This window comes from Streptomyces albus subsp. chlorinus, from assembly GCF_013302895.1.
Taxonomy (GTDB): Bacteria; Actinomycetota; Actinomycetes; order Streptomycetales; family Streptomycetaceae; genus Streptomyces; species Streptomyces chlorinus.
On sequence record NZ_VJOK01000001.1, the window covers coordinates 4,302,303 to 4,329,260 of the forward strand.

Below are 26,958 nucleotides of genomic sequence, written 5' to 3' on the forward strand. Positions count from 1 at the left end.
CGCTGGAAGTACAACCGAGCCGTACGGAGCCGGGCCAGGCGGTCCGCCGGAGACATCCGCGCGACTGCCTCCGCGCGCACGAGATCGCGCAATGACACGAGTTGTCCCCCATTCCGCCCGCATTCGACAGCAGGCGAACTCCCGCAAGATGGTCGCACAGCCGTCCCGACACCCTGCGAACGCAGTGCCGAGCTGGCACCTGGCTGCGACAGATCTGTGGCGTGAGGGGGTGACGCGAGGGTGTGACGCGAGGGGTGAAGCGCTGCCCCGGCGCGACTTCATCGCCGGGCAACCTCGTTGAGGGGGTGCTTGTTGCGGATACCGACCGGTGGGTATGCGGAAGGGGTGGGGGAGGGGGGTCAGGGGAGGTGGCCGTTGCTGAGCGCCGAGATGAACGCCGACCAGGCAGTGGAACGGAACACCAGGGCCGGCCCCTGCGGGTTCTTGCTGTCGCGGACGGGGACGGTGGTGCGGTGCCCGTCCGCGACTTCGAGGCAGCTGCCGGATTCGTTGCCACTGTAGGAGGACTTGCGCCAGCCGACCAGGGCGGACGCGTTCGGGATGGTGCAGCTAGTCATGGTGTCTGTAGTCCTTTGCGGCCGCCCTCAACAGTGCGAGCGATTCCCTCAACGGCAGCGCATCGCTCAACGCGAGATCGTAGCGGCTCTGCAATTGCTGGACCATGTCAGGCGAATCGTGCACCTTGCCGATGGAGATGCCTTCCGAGTAGGCGACCGGCGGTTGGTCTTCGAACCACATCAGGCTCAGCATGCCCTGCATAAGGGGATGGCCGCCCAGAGCGAACGGCAGGACATGGACACGCACTCGCCCGCGATCGACCAGGTCAGCGATGTGCGTGAGCTGCTCGGTCATGACGTCCGGACCACCGACCGGGCGGCGGAGCACCATCTCGTCCAGAAGCGCCCATACAACCGGGTTGGTGGGATCGCTGAGAATCTTCGATCGCTCCAGCCTCGTGACAACGTGTCTGTCACACTCTTCCTCCCTCTTGGGAGGGAACGTCATGCTGAGCACCGCGCGGGCGTACCGCTCCGTCTGGAGGATGCCGGGGACGAAGGTCAGCGCGAACTCCCGGATCATCGTGGCTTGCTGTTCCAGGTGCCGTGCGGGCTCGAAATAGTCGGCGAGGGTGGCGTCTTCCTCCTTGCGGGGCCGGAAACTGGTGAGAACATCCCCCGTGCCCAGCGCAGCGTCCAGCCGTCGTGCGTCGTCCTCCGAAGGAATCCGGCGTCCGGCCTCGATGTGTGCGACGTGCGACCGTGTCATGAAGGCGGCGTCCGCCAACTCCTGCTGTGTCATCCCGGCTGCCTCGCGACGCGCGCGCAACCACTGCCCATAGGCACTACTCATCGTCAGCTCCTTCGCGACGAGTGCTCTGTCACCCCGATCCCCCTCGTCAGCGTAGCCATCGCCGTCTCACTGTGTGAGGGAATCACTACACAGCGAAGGGAGGCGCGAGATGGCGCGGTTGCTGCCATGGGAGTCGTCCGGAGGGAAGCCCTGTTTCGTCGAGGGGGACGGAAGCGGGCCGGTGTCGCGGCTGGCGGACGAGGTGGAGAGTGTCCAGTTGGACATGGCGCGGGAGCTGATCGGTTACGCCGAGGGCATGCTCGCGGACCGCAAGGTCACCAGCGTCCAGTTGCGCTACGTCGCCGCACGGCTCCTGGAGGCGCTGCGGGATGTGCACCGTATCGCCCGGAGCCGCGCGCACCGCTGAGCCCCTAGAGTGGCCCATCGAGCAGAAGCGGTCGTGGTTTGTTGGTGAAAGGCGGATGTCACGCAGTCCTGACGACGGGGAAGAGCGACGACGAGCGGTCGGGGACGCCGAGACGGTGCGGGACGTCTTCGACGGGATGCCGGCCCGGCTGATCGGGGTGGAGGGGCCGGAGCACCGGGTGGTGGCGGTCGACGCGCTGGGCCGCTCCACGGGTTCCGGCGCACCGTACTGGGTGGGGCGCCCGCTCGGTGAGCTGTTCTGCGGGGTGCTGGGGCAGCGGCTGCGCCACCTCCTCGACCGGGCCGCGGCCACCGGGGCCCCGCAGGAGGGGTACGAGTGGCCGGCGGGACCCGGCGGACCGTTCTTCGACCTCACCGCCACCCCGCGCAGGGCGCCCGACGGCGCGGTGACGGGGCACGCGCTCCTGTGGGTCGACGCCACCGCGCGCGTACGCGAACGGGAGGCCGCGCGGGCGCGGTTGGCCGAGGCGGAGTGCGAACGGGCGCGCGCCGCCGAGGAACTGGACTCTCTCCGGCAGGCGCTGCTGCCGGCCGACCTGCCCGTCCTGCCCAGGCTGCGTACGGCGGCACGGTCCGTGCCGGGGAGTGCGGCGGCGGACGGGCCGGAAGCCGTCGTCGCCGGCGAGGTGGGCGCCGGCGAGGCGGGCGGTGGGGAGCGCGCCTGCGGCAAGGGTGGCAGTGGGGCGTCACCGGGCGGTTGGTGCGGGGACTGGTTCGACGCGGTGCCGTTGCCGGGCGGGGCGGTGGGCCTGGTGGTCGGTGACGCCGGCTCGTACGGGCCGGTGGCGTCCGTGGTGATGGGGCAGTTGCGGACGGTCGTGCGGGAGCGGCTGCGGGACGGTGCGGGGGCGGCGGAGGTGCTGCGTGCGGCGAGCCGGTACGCCGCCCAGGCGCGCGGGGCGCGGGCGGCGACCGCCTGTGTCGTGGTCGTCGATCCCGTGACCGGTCACTTCACCCACGCCACCGCCGGACACCCGCCACCGCTGCGGGTCGCCGCGGACGGCACGGCCCGCACTCTGCGCCCCGCCGCCCCGCACGGCCCCCTCGGCACCGGCGCGGCCGACTCCACCGGGCTCGCGGGCGAGGGCACCCTCGCGGAGGGCGAGGTACTGGTGCTCTACAGCGACGGCCTCGTGGCCCGCCCCGGTGTGACGCCCGCGCAGGGCACCGCCGAACTCGCGACGGCGGTGGGGGAGTCGCTGGGGGCCTGTGCGGGCCTGCGGGACGGGGTGTATGAGGGGGCACTTGATGTGCCCGAACGGGTCGTGGGGCGCAGCGTCGAGCAGCTGACCCGTACGACCGGGCACGCCGACGACGTCACCCTGCTGGCCGCCCAGCGCACCCCGCCGGTACCCGGCCTGGAGGTGGTCCTGCCCGCCGAACGGGCGGGCATCCGGGCCGCGGGCCTCGAACTGGGGCAGTGGCTGGTGCGCCTGGGAGTGCGTCCCCAGGACGAGAGCGCCCTCCAGCACGCGGTGGGAGAGCTGCTCACCAACGCGGTCGAGCACGGCTACGCGGAGCATGGCTACGGGAAGCACGGCTACGGGGAGGACGGCGATCGCGGGGGAGAGGGAGAAGGCGGCGAACACGATGAAGGGGACGAAAGCGGTCGAGGTGCCGGACGCGGCCGCCACGGCGAAGGCGACGGAGGCCACGGCGGAGGCAAGGGAGGCCACGGAGGCGGTGAAGGCGACAGGAGTGGTGGAGGCGGCGGGGGTGGCGAGGGCGCCGGGGCCGGGCCGCCCGAGGTGACGCTGCGGGCGCGGATCACCGACGACGGCTGTGCCGAGGTGTCCGTCTCCGACCGGGGCCGGTGGCGGGAGCCGCGCGGCGGGACGGACCGGGGCCACGGGCTGGCCATGGCGGGCATGTTCAGCGACGACCTGCGCATCGAGCGCGGCCACCCCGATCCCGGCGGCACGACGGTGACCCTGCGGCGGCGGGTGCGGCGGCCGGTCGGCCGGGTTCCCTCCGGGCGCCGTCGGCGAGTCGGCGTGTGCGGGGACGGCGGGCTCACCGTCGAGGAGCGGCCGGACGCGCCGGGGTGGGTGCGGGTCAGCGGCACGGTGGACGCCACCACCGCCGACCGCTTCGACGCGGGCCTGCGCCGCGCCAGCCGCAACGGCACGCGGTCGGTCACCGTCGACCTGACCGGCGTACGGCGTCTGGCCGGAGCGGGGGTGACGGTGCTGCACCGGTTGCGGGCCCAGAGCGCTGCCCACGCGCGGACGCTGACGGTCTACGTCCCCGAGGGCGCGCCCGCGACGACCGCGCTGGAGCTGGTCTCCTTGCCGTACACGACACGACGGCCGCCGCCGGGTGGCGGTGACGTACCGCCGCCGGGCGCCGGTGTCCGGGGGTGACCGCGCGCCCCGGCCCCGGCGGGGAGAACGCGCGCCCGGCGCCTGACCGGTGACGGCCGCGCCGGGCGGCGCCTAACTCCAGGTGCTCCCCGCGAAGTGCAGGTCCTCCAGGGCGTCGAGGACCACGGTGCGCTGGTACCAGTCGAGCCACTGGCCCGCCTGCGTGCCGATCACGTCCAGCTCCCGGGCCTGGGCCGGGGACAGGGCCCGCACGGGACGCGGGTGGTGCGTGGAGACGATGCCCTCCAGCCGTCCGGGTGCCGCCAGCAGCGGTGTGCTGTGGCAGCCGCGGCTGCCCGCCGCCAGGATGGTTTGCCGGGCGGGTTCGGTGAACACCTCGTCCGTGGCCACGTCGGTGACGGTGACGCGGGTGCCGTGCTGGGCGGCCAGCGCGCAGGAGGTGCTGTCCTTGCCGACGCGGTCGAAGAACTCCACGAAGTCCTCGTCCAGTCCGGCGTGCTTCTCCAGCCGGAGGTCCCCGGTGACCGGGTCGACGAGCTGCACGTTGCCCATCGTCGTCTCGGCGACCTCCATGCTGCGGCGCAGGACGGCGGAGAGCACCTCCGCCGTGTTGGCCGAGGCGGCGCGCAGGCCGGGCGCGAACGCCAGCGCGGGCGGCGAGCGGCGCTCGCGCCCCGGGAACCACTCGCCGTCCGGCGTGCGCGGGCGGGGCACGAGGACGACGGCGGTGGCCAGGGTGCGCAGCCGGACGTTGAACCGCTGCGAGCTGGCCTCCATGAGCGCGAAGGCCGCCCGGTCGTCCGGCAGGCGGTAGCGCTCCTCCAGGATCCCCTGGGCGCGGGAGACCAGCGGGTGCGTCCGGGCCTTGGCCCGCAGGTCCCGCACCTCCCGCCGCAGCCGCGCCAGTTCGGAGCCGGCGTCGGCGTCGGCCCTGGCCCCGGCGCCGGACCCGTCACCCGTTCCGGTGCGGGGGCCGGGGAGGCGGGCGGGGGCCGCGCCCGCGGTCCCAGGGGCTCCGGCCCGGCCGTTTCCGGTTCCGGTTCCGATACCAGCACCGGCAGTGCCACCGGCACCGGGACCAGTACCAGCACCAATACCGCCACCGCCACCGCTGCCACCGCCGCCGCCACCACCGGCCCCGGCGCCGTGGAGGGCGGGAACGCAGGCGGCAGCGGCCTGTCCGACGTCGCGCACCACGCTGAGGGCGCCGTCGGCGGCCAGCAGGCGGCCCACCACCTCGTCGGGGGTGGCCGTCAGCAGCCGGCTGCCGCGCTCGGCCAGGTCGTGGGCGCAGGAGACCAGGGCGCGCACGCCCGCTGCCGAGACCAGCGGCACCAGTGCGAGGTCGAGCACCACGGCCGTGCACCCGGGGGCGGGGTTCGCGGCGGCGCTCAGCGCGGGGTGACCGGCGTCCCGTATGCCTCCCTCGGCCCGTACGACCCACAGGCCGGTGCCGCCGGGAAGCCGTACCACTTCCGTCCGGACGGCGCCGGGCTCGGCGTCCGTGCTGACCATGTTCAGCCCTTCTTCCTCCCCCGCGCGGACACTTGCACCACGACAACAGTACTCATCATGGTGGACGGCCCCGCAGCTCGGGCCTCCCACACCCCTTGTGGGTGCCGGTCCGCCGCTCCACCGTATGGGCATGGAACTGGAACTCAGACACCTCAAGGTCGTTTCGGCCATCGCCGAGGCGGGGAGTCTGACGCGGGCGGCCACCGGGTTAGGGCTGGCGCAGCCCGCGTTGAGCGCACAGCTCAAGCGGATGGAACGGGCGCTGGGCGGCGCCCTGTTCGTGCGGGGGCCGCACGGGGTGCGCCCCACCGAGCTGGGGGAACTGGTGCTGGAGCGGGCCCGGGTGCTGGTTCCCGCGGTGGCCGAACTCCAGGAGGAGGCCCGCAGGCTGAGCCGCACCCGGCACACGGGCCGCGGCGGGCCGGTCCGCTTCCGGCTGGGCGGCACCCACGGCCCTCTCCTCGGCGGCCTCGTCGACCGGCTGGCCTCCGCGCACCCGAGCGCGACCGTGACCACCTGGACGTCCTGGTCGGCCGTCGAACTGGGCCGCCTGGTGGCCGAGGGCCGGATCGACTACGCCCTCACCGGGGTGTGCGGCCAGAGCCCGCCGCCGTCCTCCGGCACGGGGGAGCGGATCGTCTGGCGGGATGTGGCCGTCGATCCGGTGTTCGTCATGCTCCGCGAGGGGCATCCCCTCGCCGGTGAGGAAGAGGTGCCGCTCGGCGCCCTGGCCGAGGCCCGCTGGACCAACGTGCCCGGCGACGGCTGCTTCGCCGAGTGCTTCGCCGCGGCCTGCGCCCGGGCCGGATTCACCCCGCGGGCCGTCTACGAGGCGGACACCGCCTCCTGCGTCCACCTGGTGCAGGTCGGGCGCGCGGTCGGCCTGTGCCGGGCGACCTTCCCGCCGACCCCCGGCCTGGTGACCCGGCCGCTGGCCGGCTCCCCGCTGATGTGGCGGCACGTGCTGGGCTGGCACCCGGACTCACCCGCCGCGCACACCGCGCGGGAGACCCTGGCGCACGCCCGCGCGGTCCACGAGAGCGCCGCCGGGCTGAGCCCCAGCTACGTCCGCTGGCGCCGCGCCCACCCCGCCCCGGCCGCCTCACCGGCCCCGTGAGCACGCGCGCCATAACCCCGTGAGCACGCGCGCCATAACGCCGTGGGAGGGGGCAGGCTGAGAGGTCCGGGGCGCGACGGCGCCGGTCTACGGTGTCGCCAACCCCGCCCCTGACCCCACCGGGGGCGCCCCACCCCGAGGAGAACTCCATGGCACCGCCCGCGAGTTCCTGCCCGCCGCCCTCTCCCCGCAGACCCGCCGCCACCCGCCGCCGCCTCGCGGCGACCGCGGCCGCCACCGTCGCGACGGCCGGCCTCGTCCTACCCTCCCTCACCGGCGCCGCCCAGGCGTCCAGCACCCACGCACCCCGCCCGGCCGCCGCATCCCGGGGCGAGGCACCCGACCCCGACCTGCTCCGCGCCATGAGCCGCGACCTGGGACTGACCACCGGGCAGGCCCGCGCCCGGCTGGCCAACGAGGCCGAGGCGGCCGCCACCACGGCGAAGCTGCGCTCCGCGCTCGGTGACAGCTTCGCCGGGGCGTACGTGACCGGGAAGACCGCGGCCCGCACCACCGTGGCGACCACCGACCCGGCACAAGCGCGCCGCATCACCGAGGCAGGTGCCACCGCACGCGTCGTCGAGCGGGACCTGCGCGCCCTCGACCGGGTGCGCGAGGCCCTCGACCGTGCCGCCGACCGCGCGGACCCGGCGGGCGTCCGCGTCTGGTACGCCGATGTCCGGGGCAACGACGTGGTCGTGGAGGCCGCCTCCTCCCCGGCGGCCCGCGCCTTCCTGCGCCGCGCGGGCGTCGAACGCGACCAGGTCACGCTCCGCCGCACCGACGCCAGGCCCCGCACCTTCGCCGGCCTGCGCGGCGGCGACGCGTACTACATGAACGGCAGCGGCCGCTGCTCCCTCGGCTTCTCCGTCACCCGGGGCGGCCAGGGCGGGTTCGTGACGGCCGGGCACTGCGGCACCGCCGGCACCACCACCTCCGGCTACGACCAGCAGGCGCAGGGCACCTTCCAGGGCTCCACCTTCCCCGGCCGCGACCACGCCTGGGTCGCCACCAACGGCAACTGGACCCCGCGCCCCCTCGTCAACGGGTACGGCAGGGGCGATGTGACGGTGAACGGCTCCACCCAGGCCCCGGTGGGCGCCTCGGTGTGCCGCTCCGGCTCGACGACCGGCTGGCACTGCGGCGTCATCCAGCAGCACAACACCAGCGTCACCTACCCGCAGGGCACCGTCTCGGGGGTGACGCGCACGAACGTGTGCGCCGAACCGGGCGACTCCGGCGGCTCGTTCCTCTCCGGCGACCAGGCCCAGGGCATGACCTCCGGCGGCTCCGGCAACTGCGGCAGCGGCGGCACCACGTACTACTACCCGGTCAACCCCGCGCTCCAGGCGTACGGCCTCACCCTCGTCACCGGCGGGGGCGGCGGCCCGACGGACCCGCCGACCGACCCGCCGGCCGAGGGCAGCTGGGCGGTGGGCACCCAGTACGCGGTGGGGGACCAGGTGACCTACAACGGTGCCACCTACCGCTGCGTCCAGGCCCACACCGCGCAGCCGGGCTGGAACCCCGAGGACGCCCCCTCCCTGTGGACCCGGGTCTGACCCCGCCACCCCTCGGCTCCGCGCCCGCCCCGGGCCCTGCTCCTGCCCGGGCCGGGCGCGGCTCCATGAAAAAAATCCGGATCCGGCCCGGCCCGCATGTCACATCCGCCGCGCGCGCTCCGTCGTACGGGTGAAGAACGCACCGCCGCCCCTGGCGGTACAGCGCACCGCCGCCCCTGGCGGTACAGCGCACCGCCGCCCCTGGCGGCACCTGAACGAGACGAGGAGCGCACCATGACCGCACGGATCGCCAACCCCGCGTCCCTGCTGCCGGACGGCGTGCAGCCCATCCAGCAGCTGATGAAGGCCGCCCACGGGTCCGGGGTGCCCAAGGCCACGCTGGAGCTGGTCCACCTGCGCGCGAGCCAGATCAACGGCTGCGGCTTCTGCGTCGACTACGGCGTGCGCAGCGCGCGCGAGTCGGGGGAGACCGACGAGCGCCTGCACGCGGTGGCCGCCTGGCGCGACACCCCGTACTTCACGGAGGAGGAGCGCGCGGCGCTCGCCCTGGCGGAGGCGGCGACCCGGCTGGCCGACCGTACGGACCCGGTCCCCGACGAGATCTGGGACGAGGCGGCCAGGCACTACGACGAGAAGCAGCTCGCCGGCCTGCTCCTGATGATCGGCCTCACCAACCTGTTCAACCGGTTCAACGTGCCCACCCGGCAGCCCGCGGGCGCGAAGCTCTACTGAGCGCCGCCCCTCCCGCACCCGGCGGGGCCCGCTCCCGCCGTGCCGTGCCCCCCGACGGCAGAATTGAGCGGTGAACGGGAGACGAGAGGTCGGGCGAGAGGGGCAGCACGTGCCGGGAGAGACCCCACCCGGTGAGAGAGCCGAGACGGACGGAGGCCGCACGCGACAACCGGGAGCGACGGACCGGCCGGAGCGGCCGGAGCGGCCGGACCGGCCGGACGCGGTGGACGCGGTGGAGGGGACGGGCACGGGGGGCGGGACAGGCCCCGGCGACGCGGGGGACGCCGGGGACGTGGTCGCCAGGGTGCTCGGCCAGTGGCAGCGGGTGCTGCCCGGTCTCGACACCGGACCCATCGGGGTGATCGGCCGGCTCACCAGGTGCGCGGCCCTGCTGCGGCAGGCGTCCGACGCGCCGCTGGCGCACGAGGGGTTCTCCCGCGCCGAGTTCGACATCCTCAGCGCCCTGCGCAGGGAGGACCGCGAGCTGACGCCGGGCCAGTTGGCTCGGGAGACCTACGCCTCCGGCACGGCCGTCACCAAGCGGGTGCGGACGCTGGAGGAGAAGGGCCTGGTCGCACGCCGTCCGGACGACCGGGACCGCCGTGTGGCACACCTGTCGCTCACCGCGGGCGGCCGGGAGCTGGTGGACCGGATCATGCCCGAGCAGATCGCCTACGAGCGCTCACTGCTCTCGGGCCTGGCGGATGAGCAGCGCGACCAGCTCGCCCAGGTGCTGGGCGAGCTGCTGCGGCTGCTGGAGAGCAGGGAGGGCACGCGTCGGGGGCGCTGAGCCGGACGACTCAGCGGGCGGTGCCCCCGCTCTCCAGCGGCTCGGCGGCCGGCGCCTCCCGGCGGCTCAGCGGGCGGCGCCGGCGCCCCTCACCTCCAGGGTCTCCAGCAGCTGCCTGGTCGCCCAGGTCACGCGCTCGACGGCCTCGTCGAACGCGGCCTGGTTGTGCGCGGCGGGCGTCCGGAATCCGGACACTTTGCGGACGTACTGGAGGGCGGCGGCCCGCATGTCGTCCTCGGTGACGGTTTCGGCGTAGGGCGGACGCAGCGTCCTGATGCTTCTGCACATACTTCCGACGGTACGTTCCGTCTGCCTTTTACTCGCCTGTCCGGGTGATGCGAGGTACGCTCGAAAACGCCGTGACGTGGGTATACGTCGCTCTGTTCCCGGAAGGGAGGGCGGACCATGCAGACCACGACGGGGCTGCTCGGCGAGCTGACCCCTGAGCAGCGCGAGAGGGTGCGGGGCCTCGGACGCGAAGTGCACTTCGACGCCGGGGAGCAGATCTTCGAGGAAGGCACCAGGGCCGACCGCTTCTGGATCCTGCACACCGGCTCGGCGACGCTGGCCATGCACATACCAGGACACCGGGACGTGGCCATCGACCATGTCCGCCACGGCGAACTGCTCGGCTGGTCCTGGATGTTCCAACCGTACATATGGAGCCTCGGCGCCCAGGCGGACAGCCCCGTGCGCGCGCTGGAGTTCGACGCCCACTCGGTGCGCGTGCTCTGCGAGGAGGACAAGGAGCTGGGACTGGCGATGACACGCGCCATCGCCGCGGTGATGGGGGACCGCCTCCACCGCTGCCGCTCCCGACTGGTCGACCTGTTCAGCCCCTACGCCCCGAAGGACCGCGCGGCCGGCGCCATCTGAGTGCCGCACGGGAACGCCGAGGCCCGCCCGAACCGCTGCGGGGAGCGGCCCGGGGCCGGTGTCCCCCTCGGCTGCCGGCGATCAGCCCAGGTCCTGTCCGGGTACGGGGAGTGCTTCCGCGGCCGGCCCCGCCAGGGGCTCCCGCGAGGGCAGCCCCTCGTACGCGGGTCCGGCCTCGGGCGCGCGTGCGTCCGTACCGCTCCCCGCCCCGGCGAGGTACTCGCCGGTCATCAGCGCGGCCAGCCCCCGCACCGCGCTCAGCGCGGGTTCGTCCGCCACCCGCACGGCCATGCCGGTGTGCTCCCGCAGCTGCTCCGCGAGGCCGGGCAGCTGCGCGCTGCCGCCCGCCAGCACCATGCCCCGCTCGGCGAGATCCGCCACCAGGTCCGGAGGGCAGCGGTTGAGGACCTGGCGGATGGCGTCCAGCAGGCCCGTCAGCGGCGTCCGGATGGCACCGCGCACCTCTTCCGGATCGATGGTCACGGTACGGGCCAGCCCCGTCACCACGTCCCGGCCCTGGACGTCGGGCGAGCCCGTGGGGCCGCCGCCGACGCCCTGGCCGCCGAGCAGCCGCAGATGGAGCTGGCGCACCTCGCCGCTGGGCAGCAGCAGCTCGTGCCGGTTGCGCAGGAACTGCACCACGGCCTGGTGGATGGTGTCGCCGCCCAGGCTCACCGTCCCTCCCGCGACGACCGCCCCCAGGGAGACCACCGCGACCTGCGTGGTGGTCGTCCCGCACACCAGCACCATCGCCGCCTCGGGACGCGCCACCGGCAGGTCCGCGCCGATCGCCGCCGCGATGGGGGCCTCCACCAGCTCCACCCGCCGCGCCCCCACGCCCGTCAGCGTCTCCACCGCGGCGCGGCAGGCCAGCGGGTCGGCGTCGTGGGGGACGGTGGCCACGGCGTGCGTCATCACCCGGCGCCGCCGCAGGCGCCGCAGCCTCTCGTCGATCAGGGCGCGCACCATCCGCCGCGCCATGTCGATGTCCCGCACCGTGCCCCCGGAGACGGGCCGCACCACCCGGATGTGCTGCGGGGTGCGCCCGTCCATGCGTTCGGCGGCGTCACCGACCGCGATCAGCGCGCCGGAGCGGGTGTTCACGGCGACGACGGACGGCTGGTCGACGACGAGCCCCGCTCCCTTGGCGTGGACGCGGGTCCTGGCGGCTCCCAGGTCGACGGCGACGGAGCAGCGGGTCAGGGCCTCCAGATCGGAGCAGCTCATGGCGTCGTGTCCTTCCGGGACGGTGCGGTGGCGCGTGGTCGGCGGCGCGACGGGCGTGGACCGCGCGGGGACCGGCCGGCCGTCCGCGGGGGACGGCCCACCGCTCAGCCTGTGCCGGTCCGCGACCGGGCGCGCGCCGAGCGCGCCCGCCCGGGTGAGCCCCTCAGACGACGGCCCCGACCTGGGCTCCCTCCCCGTCGGCCGCGGGGCCCCGACCGGTGCCGGGCCCCTGCTGGGCGCCGGGCCCCTGCTGGGTGCCGGGCCCCTGCTCGGCGCCGGCGCCCTGCCCCGGGCCGGGGTGCTGACCGGTGCCGGGGTGCTGCCCGGTGCCGGGGTGCTGGCTGAACTGGGTGCGGTGCAGCTGCGCGTACCGTCCGTCCGCGGCGAGCAGTTCCTCGTGGGTGCCCCGCTCGACGATCCGGCCCTCCTCCAGGACGAGGATCTGGTCGGCGGCCCGCACGGTGGACAGCCGGTGCGCGATGACCAGCGAGGTGCGCCCGGTCAGTGCCTCGCCGAGCGCCTCCTGCACGGCGGCCTCCGAGGTGGAGTCCAGGTGCGCGGTCGCCTCGTCCAGCACCACGACGCGGGGGCGGGCCAGCAGCAGCCGGGCGATGGTCAGCCGCTGCCGTTCGCCGCCCGAGAGCCGGTAGCCGCGCTCGCCGACCAGCGTGTCGAGCCCGTCCGGCAGGGCGGCGACCAGCCCGTCGAGGCGGGAGCGGCGCAGCGCGGACCACAGTTCCTCGTCGGTGGCCTCGGGACGGGCCAGCAGCAGGTTGGCGCGGATGGTGTCGTGGAAGAGGTGGCCGTCCTGGGTGACCATGCCCAGCGTGGCGCGCAGCGCCGCCGCGCTCAGGTCGCGCACGTCCTTCCCGCCGAGCCGCACGGCGCCGCCGTCCACGTCGTAGAGGCGGGCGGCCAGCGAGGCGAGGGTGGACTTGCCGGCGCCCGAGGAGCCCACGAGCGCCACCATCTGCCCCGGTTCGGCGCGGAAGGAGACGCCGTGCAGCACCTCCTCGCCGCCCCGGGTGTCGAGCGTGGCGACCTCTTCCAGGGAGGCGAGGGAGACCTTCTCGGCGGAGGGGTAGGCGAAGTGGACGTCCTCGAACTCGACGGAGACCGGGCCCCGCGGAACCTCCTCGGCGTCCGGCTTCTCCTCGATCAGCGGCTTGAGGTCCAGCACCTCGAAAACCCGCTGGAAGCTGACGAGCGCGCTCATCACCTCGACGCGGGCGCCGGCCAGCGCGGTCAGCGGCGCGTAGAGGCGGGTCAGCAGCAGGGCGAGGGAGACGACCGCACCCGCGTCCAGGCTGCCGCGCAGCGCGTAGGAGCCGCCGAGCCCGTAGACGAGGGCCAGCGCGAGGGCCGCCACCAGGGTCAGCGCGGTGAAGAAGATCTCCTGCACCATCGCGGTGCGCACGCCGATGTCGCGGACGCGGTCGGCGCGCCGGGCGAACTCGGCCGACTCCTCCTCCGGCCGCCCGAACAGTTTGACGAGGGTGGCACCCGGTGCGGAGAAGCGTTCGGTCATCTGCGTGCTCATCGCCGCGTTGTGGTCGGCACGCTCCCGCTCCAGGCGCGCCAGCCGCGCCCCCATGCGCCGCGCGGGCAGGACGAACAGCGGCAGCAGGACGAGCGTGAGCAGGGTGATCCGCCAGGAGAGGTTGAGCATCACCACGAGCGTCAGCAGCAGCGTGACGAGATTGCTGAAAACCCCCGAAAGAGTGGAGGAAAAGGCGCGTTGGGCGCCGATCACATCGTTGTTGAGCCGGCTCACCAGCGCCCCGGTGCGGGTCCTGGTGAAAAATGCCACGGGCATACGCTGTACGTGGTCGTAGACAGCGGTACGCAGATCGAGGATGAGGCCCTCACCGATGCGCGCGGACAGCCAGCGGGTCAGAATGCCGACCGCGGCCTCCGCCAGCGCGATGGCCGCGATGAGGGTGGCCAGCAGGACCACGAGACCCGTGCCCTCGCGCCGGTCGATGGCGTTCATGACCCGGCCGGCGAGCAGCGGGGTGGCCACGGTGAGACCCGCGAGCACGCTGCTGAGCAGCAGGAACGCGACCAGTGCGCGGTGGTGCCGGTGGGCGAAGCGGAGGATGCGGCGGACCGTGGCCGCGGAGAAGGGATGCTGGTCCTGGTGGGCGTGGCGCGAGGTGTAGAGGGCGTTCCATGCCGTCATCTCCATGCTCATGGAGCGAAGCTAGAACTTGAAGCGAAGTTCAAGTCAATACTCCACCCGCAGGGGTGAACGCGCGACACCTGTTCGTGCACGTGCATCGGCACATGCATCGGTACGTGAACGAAGTTATGATCCCGGGAAGTCGGCCCCACGCCGCCACTGTCCAGTCCGCCCTACCCTCGCCGGAAACCTTCCAGGAGATCCAAGTGCCTCACGCGTACAACGGCATGGCCGCCAGGGACCTCCAGGGGGCCGTCTGGCGAAAAAGCCGGTACAGCAACTCGCAGGGGTCGTGCGTGGAGTTCGCCAGGCTTCCCGGCGGCGAGGTCGCGATGCGCAACTCGCGCTTCCCGGAGGGGCCCGTGCTGGTCTACACGCCCGCGGAGATCGAGGCCATGATCCTCGGCGTCAAGGACGGCGAGTTCGACGACCTGATGGGTCACTGACGCCCGCGTCCCTGCCCCGGCGATCCACCCGGAAGAGTGCCCATACGAGCTTCCCGGCGAGCGGACCGGCGAGCAGGTGCCAGCCCCAGGAATCGCTGAAGGAGTCGACCAGGCACAGCCCCCGGCCGGACTCCACCGCGAACCCCCGGCCGGACTCCACCGTGAAGCCGGGCGCCCCGGTCCCCGCGAGAGGGTCCAGGGCGCCTGACGCGTGCCACGCGTCAACGGCGTTCACGATGCCCCCGTTTCCCCCGTGACCCCCGTTTTCCCCGTGGTCTTCACGGCCCCCGTGGTCGAAGCGTCCGCCCCGGTCACCGAAGCCCCCGTGCGCCGTCCCGGTCGTGGCGCGCCGTACGGCGGTCACGTCGGGCGGCCGATCGCTGGGATCGCGTACGGCACAGACCAGCCGGCCCGACCAGCGCATCAGATGCAGCCGGACCGGCGGGTCGCCCTCGTCCCCCGACGCCGCCCCGTGATCGGCGCCGGGGGTGAGGCCGTGCCGCATGGCGTTGGTCACCAACTCGGTGACCACCAGCGCCACGTCGTCGAACTCTTCGGTCAGGTCCCAGCGGCGGAGCGTCCTGCGGGTGAAGTCCCGCGCGCTGGAGACGGATCGGTAGTGCGGTGGGAGCGCACAGGAAGCGGACCCGGAGACCGACGCGGCGTCCGGGGTGGGAAGCCCCTCCCATAAGGGCTCCAGCACCATCGGTCCTTCGGTCCCCAACAAGGGCCACTCCCAGCGTCAGTCGGCAGTGTCGATCCTGTGCGGATCCTGTCGGCCGTGCTTCCCCGCAGGTGCGGGCGCCACAGTGCACCCGGAGGCCAACTACCGTGCCGGCGGGTCCACTTGTGCCCTCCCCATGGTTCCCAATGCCCACGGCAGATGCAAGGGCAGATGCACGTGCACGCGAGACTTTCGATCGTGTGTAATCGGGTGGGCACGCAACGGAGCGCGGAGATGGCACACTTCCCCTCGAGCAGGGGTGGAGGGCTGATCGGAATGGCAACAGAACCGGCACACAGCGGCACCATGGGATCCAAGGGAGCGGGCGGCTCCAGTGGGTCCATGGTCCGCCGGATCCTGCTCGGATCGCAGCTCAGAAGGCTGCGGGAGGCGCGCGGGATCACCAGGGAGGCGGCGGGCTATTCGATCCGCGCCTCCGAGTCCAAGATCAGCCGAATGGAACTGGGACGCGTCAGCTTCAAGGCGCGTGACGTGGAGGACCTGCTCACTCTTTACGGTGTAACCGAGGACGCCGAGCGCGAGCCCCTGCTCTCCCTCGCCCGGGACTCCAGCGTCGCCGGATGGTGGCACAACTACAGCGATGTGCTGCCCACCTGGTTCCAGACCTACGTCGGGCTCGAAGGCGCGGCCTCGCAGATCAGCTCCTACGAGGTGCAGTTCGTGCACGGACTCCTGCAGACCGAGGAGTACGCGCACGCCGTCGTCACGGCCGGCCACCGCCCGCTGGCCGAGGAGGAGATCGAGCGCCGGGTCGCCCTCCGCCTGGAGCGGCAGAAGCTGCTGCTGGGGGAGAGCGCCCCGGAGGTGATCTGCCTGCTCGACGAGGCCGCGCTCCACCGCCCCTACGGGGGAAGAGCGGTCATGGACGCCCAGTTGAGGCATCTCGCGGAAATTTCCGAGCGGCCCAACGTGTCTTTGCACCTCGTTCCGTTCGAGCTGGGCGGTCACCCGGCGGAAAGCGGTGCGTTCACTCTTTTGCGTTTTCCCGAGTCCGACCTCAACGACATCGTCTACCTCGAACAGCTCACCAGTGCGCTGTACCTGGACAAGCGGGACGAGGTGGCACAGTACGACCATGTGCTGCGGCGGCTGGTGGATATCAGCCTTTCTCCGGAACACACCCGGGATCACCTGTCTCGGATCCGCCAACTCCTGTGACCGGCCGGTACGATGACCAGCCAGCAGCATCTCCTTCAACCCCCAGAAGGAATGGCATGTCCTATTTCACGGATCTGGCACTCCAGTGCATAAACGGTGAGTGGCGTCCCGGCAACGGCTCTTGGGACATCATCGACTTCAACCCGTACAACGGGGAGAAGCTCGCCTCCATCACCGTCGCCACCCGCGACGAGGTGGACGAGGCCTACCGTGCCGCCGAACGGGCCCAGCGTGAATGGGCAGCCACCAACCCCTACACCCGCAGACGTGTCTTCGAGCGGGCGATCCGGGTCATAGAGGAGAACGAGACCGCGATCACCGAGGCCATCATCGCGGAGCTGGGCGGCACCCGGCTCAAGGCGGCCTTCGAGATCCACATGGTCAAGGAGTTCTTCCGGGAAGCGCTGCAACTCGCCCTCACGCCGCTCGCCGAAATACTGCCTTCCTCGGTGCAGGGCAAGGAGAACCGCGTCTACCGGGACCCGGTCGGGGTCGTGGGGATCATCTCCCCGTTCAACTACCCCTTCCTGCTGGCCGTGAAGTCCGCGGCGCCCGCGCTCGCGCTGGGCAACGCCGTGGTGCTCAAACCGCACCAGTCCACCCCGGTCTGCGGCGGCACCCTGGTCGCCAAGGTCCTCCAGGACGCGGGGCTGCCGCCGGGACTGGTGAACGTCGTCATCACCGACAGCGCGGAGATCGGCGACGCCCTCATCGAGCACCCGGTGCCGAAGGTGATCTCGTTCACGGGGTCCGACCGCGTCGGCCGGCACGTGGCCACCGTCGCCGGGCGGAACTTCAAGCGGGTGATCCTCCAACTCGGCTCCAACAGCGGCCTGATCGTGCTGGACGACGCGGACGTGGACTACGCGGTGGACGCCGCCGTCTACAGCCGCTTCGTCAACCAGGGGCAGTTGTGCATGGCGGCCAACCGGCTGATCGTGGACCGCCGCGTGGAGCCGGAGTTCACCGCCAAGTTCGTCGAGCGGGTCCGCGGGCTCGTCGTCGGCGACCCCGAGGACCCGGCCACGCACATCGGCCCCCTCATCAACTCCCGCCAGGCCGAGCGGGTGACCGCCATCGTCGAGCAGGCCCTCACCGACGGCGCCACCGCGCTGCTGCACGGCTCCGCCCGGGGCAACCTCGTCTCGCCCAGCGTGCTGACGAACCTGCCGGGTGACTCCCCGCTGCGGCACGAGGAGATCTTCGGCCCCGTCGCCCTGGTGCTGCCGGTGGACGGGGACGAGGAGGCCGTCCACGTCGCCAACGACACCCCCTACGGCCTGGCCGGCGCCGTGCACAGCGCCGACATCGAACGGGGTGTCGCGGTGGCCCGCCGGATCGACGCCGGCATGGTGCACGTCAACGACTCGACCGTCGCCGACGAGCCGACCGTCCCCTACGGGGGTGAGAAGCTCTCCGGTCTCGGCCGCCTCAACGGACCCCAGGTCGTGGACGCCTTCACCACCACCCGCTGGCTCTCCATCCAGCGAGGCCGCAGCGCGTTCCCGTTCTGAGGACGGGAACGGCTCTTCCGGAAGCCCCGGCCCCCGAGCGGGGCCGGGGCTTTCCGTTTCGCCGGGTGCCGGGTGCCGGGTGCCGGGCGCCGGACGCCGACGGTCGAGGACAGGAGCTGACCGCAAGGCCGCCTACCGTGAGGTCAGCAGCGGGGAGACCCGAAGGTGTGCGTCAGAGAGGTGGCGAGCAGCATGCCGGTAGTGGTGGAGGCCGAGTCGCGCGGGGACGAGCGCGGTGCTCTTCTGGCCTATCTGGAGGCCCAGCGCGGTGGAATCCGCCGCGCCCTGCACGGGCTGACCGAGGAGCAGGCGCGCAGCACGCCGACGACCAGCGAACTGTCGCTGCTGGCCCTGCTCAAGCACATCACCCTCGTGGAACGGGGCTGGCTGCGCACCTTCCAGGGCATCGAGATCGACGAGGCGGAGAAGAAGAAGGAGTGGGAGACCCACTTCTCCCCCGCCCCGAAGGAGACGATCGAGAAGCTGCTCGCGGACAGCGAGCGGGTGGCGGCCGAGACCGAGGAGGCGGTCCGTGCCGTGCCCTCGCTCGACGACACGTTCGTCATTCCGCCCGCCCCGTGGCACGAGGGTGGCGACTTCTCCTGGCGCTGGGGGCTGCTGCACCTGATCGAGGAGGTCGCGCGGCACGCCGGGCACGCGGACATCATCCGGGAGGCGATCGACGGTAAGGGCGCCTTCGACCTGGTCTTCGAGACCGGCGCGATGCCCGAGCCCGACTGGTCGGCCTGGGGCGGCCAGGAGTAGCCTCCTGTTCCCGGCTCTGGTCAAACTTGACCAGAGCCGGGAACAGGACGGACGACTCAACGGAGCAGGGGAAGCGATGTCGGCGATCCGGCTGCTGGTGCTGGGCGATGTGCGCCTGCGGGGGCGTGCGCACGGCTACCAGGTCCGCAACGACCTGGAGTTCTGGGGTGCGCACCAGTGGTCCACGGCCAAGCCGGGATCGATCTACCACGCGCTCAAGCAACTCGCCAAGCAGGGCCTGCTGCTCGCGCACGACATCGCCCCCAGCACGGCGGGGGGCCCGCCCCGGACCGAGTACGAGATCACCGAGGCGGGCGAGGCGGAGTTCTTCCGCCTCCTGCGGCACGCCCTGACCGCCACCCATGAGAAGCAGGAGCTGCTGACCTCGGCCGTCGGCTTCCTGGTGGACCTGTCGCGTGACGAGGCGGTCGAGCTGCTGCGGCGGCGGGTGGCCGCGCTGGAGGGCTGGCGCAACGAGGTGACGGCGAGCTGGAGCCTCCAGGACAGCACGCCTGAGGAGTGGGGCCACATCGGCGAGATCATGAAGCTGTGGGTCCACACCGCCGACAGCGACGCGGCCTGGGCCCGGGAGCTGATCGCCCGCCTGGAGAAGGGCGCGTTCGTCATGGCCGGCGAGGGGGAGCGCGACCTCAGCGTCCTGACGGACCGGCCGCCGCTCTGAGGCGCCATTAATCAAGTTTGACCACCTCGCTCTTCCGCGCTACCTTCTGTGCGGCTAGTCAATTTTGACTAGCCGCACAGAAGGGGCGGGAGGAGACGCATGACCGACGGCGACGCGATCCTCGTCGAGGGGCTGCGGAAGGAGTACGGGACCAAGCAGGCACTGTCCGGACTGGACCTGACCGTGCCGAACGGCACCGTCCAGGGTCTGCTCGGCCCCAACGGGGCGGGCAAGACGACAGCGGTGCGCATCCTGTCCACGCTGCTGCGGCCCAGCGGGGGCCGGGCACGGGTGGCCGGGTTCGACGTGGCGGCGGAGCCCGACCAGGTGCGCCACCGGATCGGACTGCTGGGCCAGCACGCGGCCCTGGACGAGGAGCTGAGCGGCAGGGAGAACCTGGAGATGTTCGGGCGCCTCTACCACCTGGGCGCCCGCCGGGCGGCGGCCCGCGCCGGTGACCTGCTGGAGCGCTTCGACCTGGCCGCCGCCGGGCGCAAGCCGGTGAGCGCCTACAGCGGCGGCATGCGCCGCCGCCTCGACCTGGCGGCGTGCCTCATCGGCAGCGAACACAGGGGCGGCCCGAGGGTGCTGTTCCTCGACGAGCCGACCACGGGCCTCGACCCGCGCGGCCGGGGCGAGGTGTGGAGCGCCGTGCGCTCCCTGGTGGAGGGGGGCACCACGGTGCTGCTGACGACGCAGTACCTGGAGGAGGCCGACCAACTGGCCGACGACATCGCCGTCCTCGACGCGGGCCGCGTCGTGGCCCAGGGCAGTCCGGACGCGCTGAAGACGCGGCTGGGCGCCGACCGGATCGACGTCGTCGTCCGCGACCCCGCCCGGCTGGAGGCGGCGGCCTCGCTCGTCGGCATGGCGGCGCGCGCCGCCGAGGTGTCCCGTGACACGGACCGGCGGCTGCTCAGCGCCCCGGTCACCGACCGGATGGCGGCCCTCGCCGAGACCGTACGGGCACTGGAGGCGGCCGGGATCGAGGCGGAGGACATCGCCCTGCGCCGCCCCACCCTGGACGAGGTCTTCCTGCACACGACAGCCACCACCGCACCGACCGCCGCGACGGCCACCGCACCGGCCACCAAGGAGGGCACCGCATGAGCACGACCCGGACCCGGCCCCCGGCTCCCGTCCCGGCCCCCGCCCCGCTCCCGAACCCGGGCACCGTTCTGGCCGACTGCTGGACGATGACCCGCCGCGAACTGGTCCACTGGCGGCGGCGCCCCGTCCAGGTCGTCATGAATCTGACGTTCCCGCTGATGATGCTGGTGATGTTCGTCTACTTCATCGGCGGCGGGATGAGCATCGACGGCTACGAGGACTACCTGGTGCCGGGCATGTTCGCGCTGACCATGGCGTTCGGCCTCGAATCCACGATGGTGGCGCTCACCCAGGACCTGAACAAGGGCGTCATCGACCGCTTCCGCTCCATCCCCATGGCGCGGTCCGCGGTGCTCGTGGGACGCAGTGCGCACGACATGCTCCAGTCGGCCCTCGGACTCGTGGTGCTCGTCCTGTCCGGACTGCTGGTCGGCTGGCGCTGGCACGGCAGCCCCCTGGAGGTGGCCGCGGCGCTCGGACTGCTGCTGTGGCTGCGCCTGGCCATGCTGTGGGTGGGCGTCTACCTGGGACTGGTCGCGGGCCGGCCGGAGATGGTGCAGGCGGTGCAGATCCTGGTGTGGCCCGTCGCCTTCTTCTCCAACGTCTTCACCTCCCCCTCCACCATGCCCGGCTGGATGGGCGCGATCGCCGACTGGAACCCGATGTCGGCGACCGCGCGGGCCGTGCGCGAACTGTTCGGCAACCCCGTGTGGGGCGGCGGCACCTGGGCCGCCGAGCACGCCTGGCTGCTGGCCCTGGCCTGGCCCCTGCTGCTGCTCGCCGTCTTCTTCCCGCTGGCGGTGCGCCGGTACGTGAACATGGGGCGGTGAGACCTGGAGGAAACAAGGCGCCCTCCGCACCGGGACACGGACGCAGAAACGGGACACCGACGCGGAAACGGGACACCGACGCGGAGACGGGGCTTGCACCTCACGCGGCGTGAGGACGCACCGTGGACTCCCATAAGCGAGCAAGGAGGCGGACGTGGGCCACGCCGTCGGGCAGGTCGCCGGCTTCGCCGGTGTCACGGTGCGCACACTGCACCACTACGACGAGATCGGACTGCTGGTACCAGGCGAACGCACGGCGGCCGGACACCGGCGCTACACCGACGCCGATCTGGACCGGCTGCAGCAGATCCTCTTCTACCGGGAGCTGGGCTTCCCGCTGGAGGAGATCGCCGTGCTGCTGGACGATCCCGACGCCGACCCGGTCGGGCATCTGCGCCGTCAGCACGGTCTGCTGACGGCACGGATCGACCGGCTGACGCAGATGGCCGCCGCCGTGGAACGCGCCATGGAGGCACGCAAGATGGGCATCGATCTCACCCCGGAAGAGAAGTTCGAGGTCTTCGGCGACTTCGACCCCGACGAGTACAGGGAGGAGGCGGAACGCCGCTGGGGCGGCACGGCCGCCTGGCAGGAGTCCCAGCGCCGCGCGGCGTCGTACACCAAGGAGGAGTGGAAGGGGCTGATGCGGGAGATGGACGGCATCCACCGCGCGCTCGCCGACCGGCTGGCGGCCGGCGAGCCGGCCGACGCCCCCGAGGTGCTCGACCTCGCCGAGGAGCACCGCCGTTTCCTCTCCCGGACCAGCTACGAGTGCGACCACCAGATGCACACACGGCTCGGCGAGATGTACGTCCAGGACGAGCGCTTCACCGCCACCTACGAGGCGATCCGCCCGGGCCTCGCGGCCTACCTGCGCGACGCGATCGTCGCGAACGCGGCCCGCGCCGAGGCCTGAGCGGCGGCCCGCACGACGGGCCGAGCGGAACGACCGGAACAGCCGGGGCGCAGGCGCCCCGGCTGTTCCGGTCGTTCCGGCTGTTCCGATTCCCAGCCTTTCCTGCCTTCCATGCCTTTCCCGGCGGTCCGGCTTCCCCGCTGTCCGGGCCGCCGGGACCCGTCCGGCCCCGTCCGCGCCTTCCTCCGCGCCGCCTCGCCGTGCCCCCCGTTGCGCCGCACGGCTGCATCTGACGGGTCGGGTCCCGCATGTCACACCGGCCGTGGCCGCCGCGTTCCTTTTAATTCCCCTGGACAGGGGGACCTTTGGGGGGAGGGTCACACCGCATGCTCCACTGTGAGGTATCGCGCTTCCGGCACATGCAACCGGCACACTTGGACACCACGTCCGTCGTGTGGCACTGCTGGAGGCGTGAGGCGTACCGCGCGTAGAGCGCGAGAAGGTAAGGAGCAGAACGAACGTGGTGGGGCAGCCCCAGGGAAGCGGCGACGCCGCAGAACAGGCCGGTGAGCCGGAGGACGCCAGGCCGTCCTCCGACGACGCGCGCAGCGCGTTCACCCCTCCCCTCGGCGTGCCGCTTCCCCCCGTGCCGGAGGAGGAGCACCCCACCTCCGAGTTCACCCTGCCCGAGGGGCTCAAGGCCCCCCAGCAGACCGACTACAGCAACGCCTTCACCCCGCCCGAGGGCATTCCCGTCGTCGGCCCCCTCGCCAGGCCCGGTTCACCCTGGCAGGACCGGATGCGCTCCCTGGTGCGGATGCCGCTCGCCGAACGGCCGGTGCCCGAGCGCCCGGCACGCGTCGAGGAGTCCGAGAGCACCCCGCCGGTGCCCCGCGTCCTCGACCTGACGCTCCGGATCGGGGAGCTGCTGCTGGCCGGCGGCGAGGGTGCCGAGGACGTCGAGGCCGCCATGTTCGGCGTCGCCCACGCCTACGGGCTCGACCGCACCGAGCCCGAGGTCACCTTCACCCTGCTGTCCATCACACACCAGCCCTCGCTGGTGGACGACCCGGTGACGCTCAGCAGGACGGTGCGGCGGCGCGGCACCGACTACACGCGCCTCGCCTCCGTCTTCGGCCTCGTCGCCGACATCACCCAGGGCGAGGTGACCCTGGAGGAGGCATACCGGCGTCTCGCGGAGATGCGCCGCAACCGGCACCCCTACTCCAAGTGGGCGCTGAGCGTGGCCAGCGGCGCCCTCTCCGGTGCCGCCTCGCTGCTGGTCGGCGGCGACGCGCTGGTCTTCTTCCTGGCAGCCCTCGGCGCCGTCCTCGGCGACCGCCTCGCCTGGCTGTGCGCGGGGCGCGGTCTGCCGGAGTTCTACCAGTTCGCCGCCGCGGCGATGCCGCCCGCGGCGATAGGGGTGAGCGTCGCGCTGCTCTCCCAGCACACCGACATGCGCATCCAGGCGTCCGCGGTCATCACCGGTGGCCTCTTCGCCCTGATCCCCGGGCGGGCGCTGGTGGCGGCGGTGCAGGACGGCCTCACCGGCTTCTACATCACCGCGGCGGCCCGGCTGCTGGAGGTCGTCTACCTGATCGTCGGCATCGTGTGCGGCGTGCTGCTGGTGCTCTACGTCGGCGACAGGCTGCACGTCCAGCTCGCCCCGGACGTCGTCCACCACGGCGACGGGCGGCCCGTCATCCAGCTGTTCGCCTCGATGCTGCTGGCGCTCGCCTTCTGCGTCCTGCTCCAGCAGGAACGGCACACCATCCTGCTGGCCACGCTGAACGGGGGCGTCGCCTGGCTGATCTACGGGGCGCTGACCACGGCCGCCGTCAAGCCGGTGCCCGCCACCGTGATGGCGGCCGGGCTCGTCGGCCTCTTCGGCCAGCTGATGTCCCGGTACCAGTTCTCGTCCTCGCTGCCGTACATCACCGCAGCGATCGGGCCGCTGCTGCCCGGCAGCAACACCTACTTCGGGCTGCTGAACATCGCCCAGGAGGACGTGAACAGGGGCTTCGAGCACCTGGCGACCGCGGGGGCGGTGGCGCTGGCCATCGCGATCGGGGTCAACCTCGGGGGCGAGCTGGCCCGGCTGTTCATCAAGACACCCGGCCAGGAGACCCCCCTGCCGGGGCGGCGCGCGGCCAAGCGCACACGCGGCTTCTGACGGCTCACGGCCCCGCCCCGCGCGGCCCCGAGCCCCCGCGCGGCTCCGTCCCGCGCGGGCTGTGCCCCTCGCGACTCCGGCCCTCGCGACTTCCGGCCCGCGTGGCTCCGGCCCTCGCGACTTCCGGCCCGCGTGGCTCCGGCCCCTCTCCGCACGCCCCCGGCGGGGCCGCGTGGAGAGGGGCCGGAGCCACGAGAGGGAGGTCTCAGTGACCTTCGGCGGCGAGGCGCTTGATGGAGGCCTCGACCTCGGCCTCCGCCTCGGCGCGGCCGACCCAGTTGGCACCCTCGACCGACTTGCCGGGCTCCAGGTCCTTGTAGACCTCGAAGAAGTGCTGGATCTCCAGCCGGTCGAACTCGCTCACGTGGTGGATGTCGCGCAGGTGCTCCATCCGCGGGTCCGAGGCGGGCACGCACAGCAGCTTGTCGTCGCCGCCGGCCTCATCGGTCATACGGAACATGCCGATGGCGCGGCACTTGATGATGCAGCCCGGGAAGGTGGGCTCCTCCAGCAGCACCAGCGCGTCGAGCGGGTCGCCGTCCTCGCCCAGGGTGCCGTCGACGAAGCCGTAGTCCGCCGGGTACACGGTGGAGGTGAACAGGTGACGGTCGAGGCGGATGCGGCCCGTCTCGTGGTCCACCTCGTACTTGTTCCGCGAGCCCTTCGGGATCTCGATGGTGACGTCGAACTCCAAGGGAGGCTCCTCCGTATAGATCATGATGAGATCAGCACTCGTGTGCCCTGGGGGCCGTCCCCCAGAAGAACTCCAGTCTGGTGATTAAGTGTCCCCCACGCACATGTGTGCTCGCGAAAGGGGCTGGTCGAGGTGCGTGACGCCGCATCCCGGGTGCGTGACACCGCGAGATCCTGGGTGCGTGACACCGCATCCCGGATGCGTGACACCGCGAACCGGGCGGCCCGCGCGGCGGCGCGGGTCCGCGCCGCGGCCCGACGGCGCTGGCGGGCCGCAGCCCCGCACCAGCGGCAGACGGCACGGCTGACCGCCGCCTCCGCCACGCTCGGACTGGTGATCGCACTCGCGACGGTGGCCGCCGCGGGGCCGTGGGACTCGGGTCAGCGTACGGCCGAGCGGGTACGGGCGGCCCGCCCGGGGCCGGGAAGTGGCGGGGACCACACGCCCGGCGAGGACCGCGCACCGCTCACCGCCCCCCAGGTGCTCGCCGAGACGGGCCCCGCGCGGCGGCGGGGCGGGGGAGAGGGCGGCCCCCAGGACGGCGCCGGCGGGCAGGGCGGCACCCGGCCCCAGCAGGTGCCGCCGCCCACCACCTCGGCGCTGGCCGACACCCTGGAGCCCCTCCTGAAGGACGGCTCGCTCGGCTCCGTACGCCACGCCTCCGTCGTGGACGCCGTCACCGGGCGGCAGCTGTTCTCCCAGGACGCGGCCGAGGTCTCGGCACCCGCCTCCACGATCAAGCTGGCCACCGCGGTGGCCGCGCTGTCCGCGCGGGGTGAGACCTACCGCATCGCCACCCGCGTGGTCGTGGAGGGCGAGCGGGTCACGCTCGTCGGGGGCGGGGACCCCACCCTCCGCGCGAAGGACCTCGACGGACTGGCCGAGCGGACCGCGCGGGCCCTGAGGAAGCGCGGCGTGCGCACGGTGACCCTCGGCTACGACACCTCCCGCTACCGGGGCACGGACCAGCACCCCATAGGGCCCAACGAGAACATCGCGCGGGTCACCCCGCTGATGGTGAACGAGGGCCGCACCGACAAGAGCGACCACGGCCCGGCGCCGCGTACCGCCGACCCCGCCCGGGACGCCTCCCGGCGGTTCGCGGACGAGCTGCGCGAGGCGGGCGTCTCCCCCAAGGGCGCCCCCGAGCGTCGGAAGGCGGGCAAGGACGCCCGGAAGCTGGCTGTCCACAGGTCGGCGCCGCTGGGCGCCCTCGTGGAGCGGATGCTCACCCACAGCGACAACGACATCGCCGAGGCACTCGCCCGCCAGACCGCGCTGGCCGAGGGCGAACCCGCCGGCTTCGCGGGCGCCGGCCGCGCCGTGAAGCGGACACTGCGGGGGCTGGGGCTGCCGGTCGAGGGCGCCCGGTTCCACGACGGCAGCGGCCTGGACCGCACCGACCGCGTCTCGCCCGCGCTGCTCACCCGGCTGCTCACCCTCGCGGCCGACCCGGACAGGCCGGCGCTGCGCCCCGTACTGACCGGGCTGCCCGTCGCCGGCTTCACCGGCACCCTCGGCGCCCGCTACGGCGGGGAGCGCGGCGAGCCGGGTGCGGGCCTCGTCCGGGCGAAGACCGGCACCCTCACCGGGGTGAACACGCTGGCGGGCACGGTCGTGGACGCCGACGGACGGATGCTCGCCTTCGCGTTCATGACGAGCGGGGCACCGGGCCGGGACGCGGCGCAGGAGTCGCTCGACGACCTCGCCTCAGCCCTGGCCAACTGCGGCTGCCGGGACTCGCCCTCCACCGGCTGACCGGCCGCCGGGTCACGACGGCCGGCCGGGGTACCCGGGCGGGTGCCCCTAGGGGACGCGTGGTCCTCCGGTCGCCTCCCGCGGGGCGCGTGCTGCACGTACGGTGAAGGAATGACGAGGCTCGGTGGTGTGGAGATGGTCGACTGGAATCTCGCGGTCTCGACCGCGACCCGGCTGGGGCGG

25 protein-coding genes are annotated in these 26,958 nt (G+C 73.0%); 17 read left to right on the forward strand and 8 right to left on the reverse strand.

What is annotated here, in order from left to right; genetic code table 11:
* Positions 1-359: 359 nt before the first annotated feature.
* Together FM076_RS18735 and FM076_RS18740 are read right to left on the reverse strand one after the other, a co-directional pair.
* Positions 360-578 (reverse strand): DUF397 domain-containing protein, encoded by a 219-nt coding sequence (locus FM076_RS18735; RefSeq protein WP_173872170.1) that lies wholly within the window; start codon positions 576-578, stop codon positions 360-362.
* Positions 571-1,371: a helix-turn-helix domain-containing protein gene (locus tag FM076_RS18740; protein ID WP_173872171.1), complete on the reverse strand. Its 801-nt coding sequence runs from the start codon at positions 1,369-1,371 to the stop codon at positions 571-573. Before FM076_RS18740 ends, FM076_RS18735 begins: the two co-directional genes overlap by 8 nt.
* Positions 1,372-1,480: 109 nt before the next feature.
* On the opposite strand from FM076_RS18740, the gene FM076_RS18745 reads away from it, so the two are divergent.
* Both FM076_RS18745 and FM076_RS18750 read left to right on the forward strand, forming a co-directional pair.
* Positions 1,481-1,738 (forward strand): hypothetical protein, encoded by a 258-nt coding sequence (locus tag FM076_RS18745; RefSeq protein WP_173872172.1) that lies wholly within the window; start codon positions 1,481-1,483, stop codon positions 1,736-1,738.
* A gap of 55 nt (positions 1,739-1,793) precedes the next feature.
* Positions 1,794-4,121, forward strand: a complete 2,328-nt coding sequence (locus FM076_RS18750) for a SpoIIE family protein phosphatase (protein WP_173872173.1) — start codon at positions 1,794-1,796, stop codon at positions 4,119-4,121.
* Positions 4,122-4,193: 72 nt separating this feature from the next.
* On the opposite strand, the gene FM076_RS34690 is transcribed toward FM076_RS18750, so the two are convergent.
* A complete protein-coding gene (locus FM076_RS34690) occupies positions 4,194-5,597 on the reverse strand; it encodes an ANTAR domain-containing protein (RefSeq protein ID WP_173872174.1) in 1,404 nt (467 codons plus the stop codon).
* Between the two features lie 130 nt (positions 5,598-5,727).
* On the opposite strand from FM076_RS34690, the gene FM076_RS18760 reads away from it, so the two are divergent.
* From FM076_RS18760 to FM076_RS18775, 4 genes are all read left to right on the forward strand, one after another.
* Positions 5,728-6,714, forward strand: a complete 987-nt coding sequence (locus FM076_RS18760; protein WP_173872175.1) for a LysR family transcriptional regulator — start codon at positions 5,728-5,730, stop codon at positions 6,712-6,714.
* A gap of 149 nt (positions 6,715-6,863) precedes the next feature.
* Entirely contained in the window at positions 6,864-8,276 is a 1,413-nt protein-coding gene (locus FM076_RS18765) for a carbohydrate-binding protein (protein ID WP_173872176.1), read from the forward strand.
* 234 nt (positions 8,277-8,510) lie between these two features.
* Positions 8,511-8,969, forward strand: coding sequence for a carboxymuconolactone decarboxylase family protein (locus tag FM076_RS18770; protein ID WP_173872177.1), 459 nt, complete (start codon positions 8,511-8,513; stop codon positions 8,967-8,969).
* A gap of 232 nt (positions 8,970-9,201) precedes the next feature.
* The gene (locus tag FM076_RS18775; protein WP_345945436.1) at positions 9,202-9,759 is read left to right on the forward strand and encodes a MarR family winged helix-turn-helix transcriptional regulator; all 558 of its coding nucleotides are present in this window, start codon (positions 9,202-9,204) and stop codon (positions 9,757-9,759) included.
* Positions 9,760-9,825: 66 nt separating this feature from the next.
* Here the strand turns inward: FM076_RS18775 and FM076_RS18780 are convergent, their stop codons facing one another.
* Complete coding sequence (locus FM076_RS18780; protein WP_173872178.1) at positions 9,826-10,047, reverse strand: DUF2277 domain-containing protein; 222 nt, start codon at positions 10,045-10,047, stop codon at positions 9,826-9,828.
* Positions 10,048-10,164: 117 nt separating this feature from the next.
* Between FM076_RS18780 and FM076_RS18785 the strand changes: the two genes are divergently transcribed.
* Positions 10,165-10,635, forward strand: coding sequence for a Crp/Fnr family transcriptional regulator (locus FM076_RS18785; protein ID WP_173872179.1), 471 nt, complete (start codon positions 10,165-10,167; stop codon positions 10,633-10,635).
* Between the two features lie 81 nt (positions 10,636-10,716).
* Here the strand turns inward: FM076_RS18785 and FM076_RS18790 are convergent, their stop codons facing one another.
* Positions 10,717-11,862, reverse strand: coding sequence for a rod shape-determining protein (locus FM076_RS18790; RefSeq protein WP_173872180.1), 1,146 nt, complete (start codon positions 11,860-11,862; stop codon positions 10,717-10,719).
* A gap of 163 nt (positions 11,863-12,025) precedes the next feature.
* Positions 12,026-14,056, reverse strand: coding sequence for an ABC transporter ATP-binding protein (locus tag FM076_RS18795; protein WP_243274566.1), 2,031 nt, complete (start codon positions 14,054-14,056; stop codon positions 12,026-12,028).
* Between the two features lie 194 nt (positions 14,057-14,250).
* Here FM076_RS18795 and FM076_RS18800 point away from each other — a divergent pair, with 194 nt between their 5' ends.
* Positions 14,251-14,490 carry a DUF397 domain-containing protein gene (locus FM076_RS18800; protein ID WP_173872181.1) on the forward strand — a complete coding sequence of 80 codons (240 nt, stop codon included), beginning with the start codon at positions 14,251-14,253 and terminating at the stop codon, positions 14,488-14,490.
* On the opposite strand, the gene FM076_RS35335 is transcribed toward FM076_RS18800, so the two are convergent.
* Positions 14,453-15,217 carry an ATP-binding protein gene (locus tag FM076_RS35335; RefSeq protein ID WP_428814919.1) on the reverse strand — a complete coding sequence of 255 codons (765 nt, stop codon included), beginning with the start codon at positions 15,215-15,217 and terminating at the stop codon, positions 14,453-14,455. The two genes, FM076_RS18800 and FM076_RS35335, sit on opposite strands and share 38 nt — an antisense overlap.
* A 303-nt stretch (positions 15,218-15,520) precedes the next feature.
* Between FM076_RS35335 and FM076_RS18810 the strand changes: the two genes are divergently transcribed.
* From FM076_RS18810 to FM076_RS18845, 8 genes are all read left to right on the forward strand, one after another.
* Positions 15,521-16,393: a helix-turn-helix domain-containing protein gene (locus FM076_RS18810; RefSeq protein WP_243274567.1), complete on the forward strand. Its 873-nt coding sequence runs from the start codon at positions 15,521-15,523 to the stop codon at positions 16,391-16,393.
* A 56-nt stretch (positions 16,394-16,449) separates the two neighbouring features.
* Positions 16,450-17,907, forward strand: coding sequence for an aldehyde dehydrogenase family protein (locus FM076_RS18815; protein WP_173872183.1), 1,458 nt, complete (start codon positions 16,450-16,452; stop codon positions 17,905-17,907).
* Positions 17,908-18,099: 192 nt separating this feature from the next.
* Positions 18,100-18,672 carry a DinB family protein gene (locus FM076_RS18820; protein WP_173872184.1) on the forward strand — a complete coding sequence of 191 codons (573 nt, stop codon included), beginning with the start codon at positions 18,100-18,102 and terminating at the stop codon, positions 18,670-18,672.
* 76 nt (positions 18,673-18,748) lie between these two features.
* The gene (locus FM076_RS18825; protein ID WP_173872185.1) at positions 18,749-19,354 is read left to right on the forward strand and encodes a PadR family transcriptional regulator; all 606 of its coding nucleotides are present in this window, start codon (positions 18,749-18,751) and stop codon (positions 19,352-19,354) included.
* Between the two features lie 99 nt (positions 19,355-19,453).
* Complete coding sequence (locus FM076_RS18830; RefSeq protein ID WP_173872186.1) at positions 19,454-20,464, forward strand: ATP-binding cassette domain-containing protein; 1,011 nt, start codon at positions 19,454-19,456, stop codon at positions 20,462-20,464.
* On the forward strand, positions 20,461-21,294 hold the full coding sequence (locus FM076_RS18835; RefSeq protein WP_173872187.1) for an ABC transporter permease: 834 nt from the start codon (positions 20,461-20,463) through the stop codon (positions 21,292-21,294). The genes FM076_RS18830 and FM076_RS18835 overlap by 4 nt, the downstream gene beginning before the upstream one ends.
* Positions 21,295-21,448: 154 nt before the next feature.
* Entirely contained in the window at positions 21,449-22,210 is a 762-nt protein-coding gene (locus tag FM076_RS18840; RefSeq protein WP_173872188.1) for a TipAS antibiotic-recognition domain-containing protein, read from the forward strand.
* Positions 22,211-22,670: 460 nt separating this feature from the next.
* Positions 22,671-24,323, forward strand: a complete 1,653-nt coding sequence (locus FM076_RS18845) for a threonine/serine exporter family protein (RefSeq protein ID WP_173872189.1) — start codon at positions 22,671-22,673, stop codon at positions 24,321-24,323.
* Between the two features lie 205 nt (positions 24,324-24,528).
* On the opposite strand, the gene FM076_RS18850 is transcribed toward FM076_RS18845, so the two are convergent.
* Positions 24,529-25,017, reverse strand: coding sequence for an inorganic diphosphatase (locus tag FM076_RS18850; protein WP_173874852.1), 489 nt, complete (start codon positions 25,015-25,017; stop codon positions 24,529-24,531).
* A 198-nt stretch (positions 25,018-25,215) separates the two neighbouring features.
* Between FM076_RS18850 and dacB the strand changes: the two genes are divergently transcribed.
* Complete coding sequence (dacB, locus tag FM076_RS18855; RefSeq protein ID WP_173872190.1) at positions 25,216-26,775, forward strand: D-alanyl-D-alanine carboxypeptidase/D-alanyl-D-alanine endopeptidase; 1,560 nt, start codon at positions 25,216-25,218, stop codon at positions 26,773-26,775.
* The last annotated feature ends 183 nt before the right edge of the window (positions 26,776-26,958 follow it).

Excerpts from the sequence above, each read along its gene's own strand:
- FM076_RS18735 (WP_173872170.1), bottom strand. The coding sequence starts at position 578 with ATGACTAGCTGCACCATCCCGAACGCGTCCGCCCTGGTCGGCTGGCGC.
- FM076_RS18740 (WP_173872171.1), bottom strand. The coding sequence starts at position 1,371 with ATGAGTAGTGCCTATGGGCAGTGGTTGCGCGCGCGTCGCGAGGCAGCC.
- FM076_RS18745 (WP_173872172.1), top strand. The coding sequence starts at position 1,481 with ATGGCGCGGTTGCTGCCATGGGAGTCGTCCGGAGGGAAGCCCTGTTTC.
- FM076_RS18750 (WP_173872173.1), top strand. The coding sequence starts at position 1,794 with ATGTCACGCAGTCCTGACGACGGGGAAGAGCGACGACGAGCGGTCGGG.
- FM076_RS34690 (WP_173872174.1), bottom strand. The coding sequence starts at position 5,597 with ATGGTCAGCACGGACGCCGAGCCCGGCGCCGTCCGGACGGAAGTGGTA.
- FM076_RS18760 (WP_173872175.1), top strand. The coding sequence starts at position 5,728 with ATGGAACTGGAACTCAGACACCTCAAGGTCGTTTCGGCCATCGCCGAG.
- FM076_RS18765 (WP_173872176.1), top strand. The coding sequence starts at position 6,864 with ATGGCACCGCCCGCGAGTTCCTGCCCGCCGCCCTCTCCCCGCAGACCC.
- FM076_RS18770 (WP_173872177.1), top strand. The coding sequence starts at position 8,511 with ATGACCGCACGGATCGCCAACCCCGCGTCCCTGCTGCCGGACGGCGTG.
- FM076_RS18780 (WP_173872178.1), bottom strand. The coding sequence starts at position 10,047 with ATGTGCAGAAGCATCAGGACGCTGCGTCCGCCCTACGCCGAAACCGTC.
- FM076_RS18785 (WP_173872179.1), top strand. The coding sequence starts at position 10,165 with ATGCAGACCACGACGGGGCTGCTCGGCGAGCTGACCCCTGAGCAGCGC.
- FM076_RS18790 (WP_173872180.1), bottom strand. The coding sequence starts at position 11,862 with ATGAGCTGCTCCGATCTGGAGGCCCTGACCCGCTGCTCCGTCGCCGTC.
- FM076_RS18795 (WP_243274566.1), bottom strand. The coding sequence starts at position 14,056 with ATGAGCATGGAGATGACGGCATGGAACGCCCTCTACACCTCGCGCCAC.
- FM076_RS18810 (WP_243274567.1), top strand. The coding sequence starts at position 15,521 with ATGGGATCCAAGGGAGCGGGCGGCTCCAGTGGGTCCATGGTCCGCCGG.
- FM076_RS18815 (WP_173872183.1), top strand. The coding sequence starts at position 16,450 with ATGTCCTATTTCACGGATCTGGCACTCCAGTGCATAAACGGTGAGTGG.
- FM076_RS18820 (WP_173872184.1), top strand. The coding sequence starts at position 18,100 with ATGCCGGTAGTGGTGGAGGCCGAGTCGCGCGGGGACGAGCGCGGTGCT.
- FM076_RS18825 (WP_173872185.1), top strand. The coding sequence starts at position 18,749 with ATGTCGGCGATCCGGCTGCTGGTGCTGGGCGATGTGCGCCTGCGGGGG.
- FM076_RS18830 (WP_173872186.1), top strand. The coding sequence starts at position 19,454 with ATGACCGACGGCGACGCGATCCTCGTCGAGGGGCTGCGGAAGGAGTAC.
- FM076_RS18835 (WP_173872187.1), top strand. The coding sequence starts at position 20,461 with ATGAGCACGACCCGGACCCGGCCCCCGGCTCCCGTCCCGGCCCCCGCC.
- dacB (WP_173872190.1), top strand. The coding sequence starts at position 25,216 with ATGCGTGACACCGCGAACCGGGCGGCCCGCGCGGCGGCGCGGGTCCGC.